This is a genomic window from Mesorhizobium sp. M5C.F.Ca.IN.020.29.1.1 (genome assembly GCF_003997375.1).
Taxonomy (GTDB): Bacteria; Pseudomonadota; Alphaproteobacteria; order Rhizobiales; family Rhizobiaceae; genus Mesorhizobium; species Mesorhizobium wenxiniae.
Genome location: NZ_RZSW01000390.1, coordinates 1 through 6,164, shown reverse-complemented (window position 1 = coordinate 6,164; position 6,164 = coordinate 1). Strand labels below are relative to the sequence as shown.

Below are 6,164 nucleotides of genomic sequence, written 5' to 3'. Positions count from 1 at the left end.
CCATCGGCCGTCTCGATGCCCTGAAACATATTGGGCGAACGGGGCAGGCTGTTAGAGTTCACGCCGGGGAAGTGGATGGCCCGGAACTCCAAGCCCTTAGAGCCATGGATGGTCATGAGGCGAACGGCGTCCAAGCCCTGAGCGGAGGCCGGAAGCTGCCGCAGATCGCGCTCGTCGGCGAGCCGAACGAGGCGCCGAATCCGATCCAGCAGTCGAACGATGGGCAGGCCTCGGCCTGGTGCTGGATTCCGTACGAAGTTCATGAGCTGCCAGATGGCTATGCTCTTCGCACGCGATGCTATGGTGGCGCCCGTTCCGAGATCGGCCGCGATGCGGGTGCGATCCAGCAGAAGCGCAGAGAGGACGTCCCAGGGCTGCGACTTCTCGTCAAACCCTGCCATGACTTTGCCTATTTCGCCCAGCGCAATTCTGCCACCAGCGGTCAGCCCTGGGAGCTGCTCCGCAGTCGCGGACCAAGCGGGCTCTGGAGCGGTGCCGGCCGCGAGCGACTGGATGACATGGGCGGCATCGGCGATGCCCATCGCGAACTGCGGCATGGTGGCCGCTCTGACGATGCCCATGGCCCGACCGTCCACCAGCATCGACAGGATCGACAGCAGGTCCTTTATCTCTGGCCGTTCGAAGATGCTGCCCAGATGCAGTACTGGGATGCCAAGGCTCTCGAGGGCGGCGCCGAACTTGGCCAGCTTGTCGTTGCCGGTGCATAGGATCGCTTGGTCCCTGTAGTCGATGCCCTCGGCCCTGAAGGCCTCGATGGCCTCAGCGACCGCTTCCATCTCGTCGGCGGCATAGTCGACCTGGCGATGCTCGGGGACGTGGCCGGACCCGCCCCTGTCGGCTTCGAGCGAGGAATCCTTGCCGCGGGCTACGTTCATCTCCTCCGCGAACTTGGAGAAGGTCGTTACGATCTCGCCGGTGGACCGGTAGTTGATGGTCAGTCGGCCATCCTTTGCTCCAAGGAAGTCCTTGGCGAAGTTCGCGAGGTTGACAGACGAGGCGCCTCGGAACCGGTAGATGGATTGCTTGGCGTCTCCGACCGCCCAGAGATGTTTGCCCGTGGGGCGCAATTTCCTGAGGAGTTCGACGCTGCTGCGGTTGACGTCCTGGTACTCGTCGACGAGCACGTGCGCATAGCGCACAGAGAGCTCCGACCTAACGTCTCCGTGCTCGGTCAGCAGCTTGACCGGTAGAGTGACGAGGTCGCCGAAATCCAGCCGAGGCATTGCGCCTTTGATCTCTTCGTATCGCTTGTAGACGCGCGCGACCTCGGCCTGCTTTTCGGCCTCGACCCTCGCTTCCTCCGTTTCAGCCGCCGCTGCCATGAGTGCGACCAGGCGCTCGAACTCGAGCGGGCCTGCCAGTTCGTCCTTCGCCCGCGAGATGGCTGCGAGGATCTTGTCGAGGTTCTCAGTCGGATCCCAGAGGTTCTTGTAGTGGTGGAGATCGAGCTTGGGAGCTTCGACTTCGAGCAGGCCGATGGCATCGGCGCGATCGATCATCTTTGGATCATCGGGCAAACCCAGACGGTCGTGGAACCGACGGATGAGGTCCAGGCCGAAGGAGTGGAACGTTCCGATCCACATGGCTGCCGCTGCAGCGCCGTCCAAGGCGGCGATGCGATCGAACAGTTCGCCCGCTGCCTTGTTGGAGAAAGTGAGCACCAGGATACTGCGCGGGTCGACTCCTTTGGCCAACAGCCATGCGACTCGACCGACCAGGGTCTGCGTCTTCCCGGTGCCCGGACCGGCCTCGAGCAGGTAGGGCTCGCCCCAGTGTTCGGCGGCCTCCTTCTGCTTCTCATTCAGGAGGCGCTCCACAGGCACCTTAATGAGATCTGGATCGGCTTCTGGCAGCAGTAGCGCATCGAGCAATTGCTGGACGATGGCGGCGCGCGGCGCTCCTATCATCCGGGCGAGGTCTTCCGACGTCATGGCGCTTTGGACATGCAGAGCCTTGGCCGTCGCGCGGGGCAGGAGAAGTTCTCGTGCGAATAGATCGATCTGGACCTCTCGCCGCTGGCGACGGCTGTAGTCCTCCACGCGCTCCGCCCCGACCGGCGGCATCTCCGAAGGGCGCGACGGATCAATGTGCCTAGCTTCGTCGCGCTGGGTGCGGTCCCCCAACTGAACGTGACCGACCTCATGGGCGACCAGAAAGGCGTCGTCGAAGTCGGAACCGGTTGCCTCGTGCAAGATCAGCGGCGTGGTCGGATCGTAGATCGCCCGAGCGCCGTTAAGCATCGGGCTTCCCCTATCGACCTTCTGCACCTCGACACCCGCAGCGTCGGCCGCTGCCAGTGCCAGTTGGTAGGGCTTGGTGATATCCGAGCCCTTCGCGATCAGCTCTCGGTTGATCTCGGCGGCGCGACGACGTGCGATTTCAATCCCGTCCATGTCACTCCTCGTCGAGCAGCTTCGCGATCTCTTCCGAAGTGTGGCCGCATTGGCTCATCACCTCGGCCAGGGTCATCTGTTGCGCAGCGGCTGGCTTGCCGTCCGATTTGTAGCTCGCGCCCGGCGCCAAGTTTCGGGGGGCATTGAGGTACGCCGATAGCTCTTCGAGGCCGGCTCCCAAGGCTCTCGAGAGGCGTGCGAGGAATCGCTGCGGGATGGACGCGAACGATATTGCGCGGTCACGCAGCTGTACCACGACCGCGGTCTTCACACCCAGCGACTTCGCCACCTCTCTTGTGAAGCTCGCCGAGGTCAACGGCTCAGACGAAGCCGCCGAGTATCTTGTCCAGGATTCGGCGACAACGGAGGATTCGAGATCGAGCGGAGACTCGTCGATCTCGTCGAACTCAAGCTCCAGAGCGAGCGCAAGGAGCTCAGACCTGAGATCCGGATGGGCCGAGAGGTAACGGTCCAGCGTTTCCCTATCGTGGGTCGGTTCGATTGCGAAAGACGCGAGGACGGTCTCGGTTTCTTCTGGGTGACGGGTCATTCTAGCTCCTCCAGTGCTTGTCGGAGCTTATCGAGCGCGCGGTCCCTTCGATTGCGGACCGTCTTCTCAGCGCATCCGAGGATGCTCCTGATCGTAGTGGTGCTGGGTTCGTTCGAGTCAATTTGATAGCCCTTGAGCATGAGCACGACGACTTGGCGCTCGTTTGCCGGTAATTCCTTGATCGCAGCGCCCAGCGCCGACCGGTAAGTCGGATCGTCGATTTTTTCGAGATTGAAGGGATCGAACGAACCGGCTGCTGCTTCCACCTCGGGAGAGATGGCCTCATCGTCGTTGTAGGAAAGCGGCTGCTCGCGATCCTCCTCTGTGTCGATCTTGGTCCGGGCAGTGGATCGCAGCAGCTTCACCGCGGATGCGAAGTTGATCTCGAAGTAGTCGAGGCCGTCGTAGTAGCCGTTCCGGTCCTGCGTCAGCTTGACCTCGAATGCGAAGATGACGGCCTCAATGATCTTTGCCGCTCGCGCGGTGATGGCGCGCTTGCCGTCTACGTAGTGAACGGCCCCGGCGACCGTGGCCGCACGCTCCACTCTGGCGATGAGGGCCTTGTACATGAGTTCGAACTGACGGCTGGAGTTGTCGTGCTTCGACTTGCGGACAAAATGCAGCAGGCACTCCGGCGGCAAGAAATCTGGGTGCGTCGGCGTCGCGATGCGCATACGCTCGATCAGTTCATCGCGAGGCAGCTCTTCCAATCGATCGATCAGAGCTTCAACTTCATCGCGTCGGCTATAGAGCTCCCCGCCGTCCTTTCTCTTCCTCAATGGCTCTGCCAAATATCCCCCCTCGTACTAATTGCAGCCAAACCCAACTATTTACCAAGCCGGTCCGATCTTCAGCAAGTGCCGGCCTCCGAAACCTTAACCGCTGTCGTTTGCGGGATCGATGACCACACTCGCTTCAAGTGATGACAACCCGGTTCGCGTCGTCGATTACGTACGGGACCATCTTCAAATCGGCTGCCGACACCACGGCAACTAGCTGCTTAGGGTTCCAGAGGTTCCAGAACGGACCGCTGAGCTGTGCCCAAGAAGCAAAGGGGAGCTGGACGATTAATTCCGCCAGACCGGTCGCGGCCGCGTGCACCCAGACGCGCTCGTCGGGCATCGCATAGACCTTGTCGGCATGTTCTAGGATTTGGCTCCGTAACTTCTCGACGGCCAGTGGGGCGGGCACGCCGGCCGCGATGTCCACAGCGGCCAGCGCGATCGCGGAAAGAACAGCGATGTACATGTGGTCACGTCGCAGATTCGGGATGAGGTGAGCGGCTGTTGGCCGGTCCTCATATCTCGAAATGATCCGGATGAGCTGCCGGTAGTCGCCGTCCCAAATGCCGGCGTTGAGAAAATCCTGCTCCTCGACGAATCGGCTGAAGACGACCGGATCGAAGTGTTCTTTGCCATAGTGGAAGCAGCCGGTCGCGAGCAACTCCCCCTTCATCGTGTCCCACTCTAGCCCTTTGATCCATACAAGGTCGAGGTGGGTGGCGAAGATGTCCTCGGGGAGCGGCAGACTTACATAAACTTCAGTAACGCCGCCGACATAGACGTCATAAGCCGAGATCCACAGCAGGCGACTGACGACCGTCTCGACCGGCGCGGAAGTCGCGCCGAGTCCAGCCTGGATCAGCGTCTGAACGGCCGCCCGCGCTGCCGTTACCATATCGACCGTGCGCTTCAGGCGAATGGGTGCGGTCGGATCGTGCTTGGCGTCGTTGTAGAGATCGCGCAGACCATGCAGCTGACGACGTACCGTCTTGTCGATACCGATCGCTTTGAGCCGGTTGATCAGGGTATCGAATGTTTCGGCGGCAATGGCGCCCGGGAAAACCGCCGTCTTGAAAAAGCGCTCGACCCGCGACCCCAACCGCTCGATGATCGAGCGAATGGTGGCGTCTTCGTAATGCTCCAGACGCAGCGCATCGAGCGCGGCGAGCGCGTCGTCAAAGGCTGCGTCTATTTCTTCGCCGCGGGTCACGATGTGCTGAGCCTTTTTTCGGTTGTGGCCTAAATCGGCGTCGCCAGCAGCAGCCGAGGTTAGAGCCTGCTGCAATACGCCTCCAAGGGGTGTACCGCGAGATTAAAGTCTATTCGAAACTAGGAACGGTAAGGGTACTGCATTGAGAAACCAAAATGGCTTCAAGAGCGGCAATCCTCGGACGCACTGCCAGCGCTGAACGGCAGCCAACCCTGTTGTATTGACCGAAAGTCGCCAGTCTGCAAACGGCCCCCTTGGGGACGTTCTGGACTACTATCTTTCACGGAGAATTGGAGAGAGGGAATGATGACCTTGCAGCGCAGATATCCGGTAGCAATTGCTGTCGCGGCGTGCCTCGTTTGCAGTCCAGCGTTGACCCAATCAGCTACGGAACGTCACGTCTGGCAAGAAAAGCGCAAATACGAGCCGTATAGCCGCACCGCCGAGTCGATCACCGGTGCGATACGGCTCTCCGGAAATCCCGATTTCGCCAGTCCCGGTAGCAAGATGACGATCACATTCGGGAACGGTAAAAACGTCGATTTGACCTCACTGGGTGCATCATGGCGTCAGTGGGACGAGACGGACAAAAAGAAGGCAACCGCGGAAGTCTTCAAAATATCACGGGATCCAGGCGCTCTCAAAAACGGCAACACGCTTTGCGGCGATCTGACATCTGGCCCGGCCCAATACATCGTGTTTCTCGAAAAATCGTCGTTCGGAGATTCTCCGCTTCTTGGGATGGCGGTCTTTGGATCAAAGAAAGCTCCACACGACATCAATAGCCAAGGCCTCTGCGGCACTTTCAATTATTCCACCGATTGAAGCCGGGCGGTCTGCAGGGATTGAGCCCATTCGATATCTCATGCCAAGGGCCATGGGTAGTTCCCAGGTTGCCACCAGCGCGTCTGATAGGACGCAGCCGGCCGATCTGGACAGCGCCGGCCGACCGCGTGCATCGATAGGCGCGTATCGCTCACGGACGAACGCGAATGATCGTCTTCCCCGTGCGTCGCTCGGTCGGGTTGAAGGCGGAAACGGCATCGTCGAGGGTCGAGATGTTGCCGATGTTCGTCCGTAGTCGTCCGTCCCGCACCCGCTGGACGATCTCACTCAATTGAGCACGATCGGACTCGACAACGAAATCGACCGCCAGGCCATTGGCGGGCCGCGCGGCGGGCGGCCCGACGACGGGCACCAGTGTTCCC

5 protein-coding genes and 1 pseudogene are annotated in these 6,164 nt (G+C 60.8%); 1 reads left to right on the top strand and 5 read right to left on the bottom strand.

What is annotated here, in order from left to right; all coding sequences use genetic code 11:
• From EOA85_RS24995 to EOA85_RS24980, 4 genes are all read right to left on the bottom strand, one after another.
• A partial coding sequence (locus EOA85_RS24995) for a UvrD-helicase domain-containing protein (RefSeq protein WP_127211553.1) occupies window positions 1-2,414 on the bottom strand: 2,414 nt, incomplete at its 3' end.
• A gap of 1 nt (window position 2,415) precedes the next feature.
• Window positions 2,416-2,964: a hypothetical protein gene (locus tag EOA85_RS24990; RefSeq protein WP_127211552.1), complete on the bottom strand. Its 549-nt coding sequence runs from the start codon at window positions 2,962-2,964 to the stop codon at window positions 2,416-2,418.
• The gene (locus EOA85_RS24985; protein ID WP_127211551.1) at window positions 2,961-3,755 is read right to left on the bottom strand and encodes a DNA-binding response regulator; all 795 of its coding nucleotides are present in this window, start codon (window positions 3,753-3,755) and stop codon (window positions 2,961-2,963) included. The genes EOA85_RS24990 and EOA85_RS24985 overlap by 4 nt, the downstream gene beginning before the upstream one ends.
• Before the next feature lie 124 nt (window positions 3,756-3,879).
• On the bottom strand, window positions 3,880-5,031 hold the full coding sequence (locus EOA85_RS24980; RefSeq protein WP_127211550.1) for a hypothetical protein: 1,152 nt from the start codon (window positions 5,029-5,031) through the stop codon (window positions 3,880-3,882).
• A 228-nt stretch (window positions 5,032-5,259) separates the two neighbouring features.
• Between EOA85_RS24980 and EOA85_RS24975 the strand changes: the two genes are divergently transcribed.
• Window positions 5,260-5,781 carry a hypothetical protein gene (locus tag EOA85_RS24975; RefSeq protein WP_127211549.1) on the top strand — a complete coding sequence of 174 codons (522 nt, stop codon included), beginning with the start codon at window positions 5,260-5,262 and terminating at the stop codon, window positions 5,779-5,781.
• A gap of 151 nt (window positions 5,782-5,932) precedes the next feature.
• On the opposite strand, the pseudogene EOA85_RS24970 reads toward EOA85_RS24975, so the two are convergent.
• Window positions 5,933-6,164, bottom strand: a pseudogene (locus tag EOA85_RS24970) (NADP-dependent oxidoreductase); the annotation flags it as partial.